This window comes from Bradyrhizobium sp. LeoA1Lang, from assembly GCF_055413685.1.
Genome location: NZ_JBVAPG010000574.1, coordinates 1 through 294 on the forward strand (window position 1 = coordinate 1; position 294 = coordinate 294).

Consider the following 294-nt stretch of genomic DNA (forward strand, 5'->3'; position numbering starts at 1 on the left):
GGATCCGGTCGTCGCGCAGCCTTGAGCGGGAAGCCGGCCGCAATCTTGAACTGATCTGGCTGCTGAAGCGGCTGGTGCCCGGCTATCGCACCATTGCCAAGTTCCGCAAGGACAACTGGAAGGCGCTCAAGGCAGCGAACCGGGAGTTTGTGCTTGTGGTGCGCGAGCTTGGCCTGGTGGGCGGTGAAGTTGTGGCGATCGACGGGGCGTTTTTTGACGGCAACGCCAGCAAGGCGAGTATCAAGACGCAGCGCACGCTCGCCAAGCGGCTCGCGGAGATTGACCGGGAGATCG

Annotated in this window: 1 protein-coding gene; it reads left to right on the forward strand. The window is 63.3% G+C overall.

Annotated elements, in window-relative coordinates; translation table 11 throughout:
* On the forward strand, positions 1 to 294 hold a 294-nt coding region (locus ACZYOF_RS44545; RefSeq protein WP_463719692.1), incomplete at both ends, for a transposase.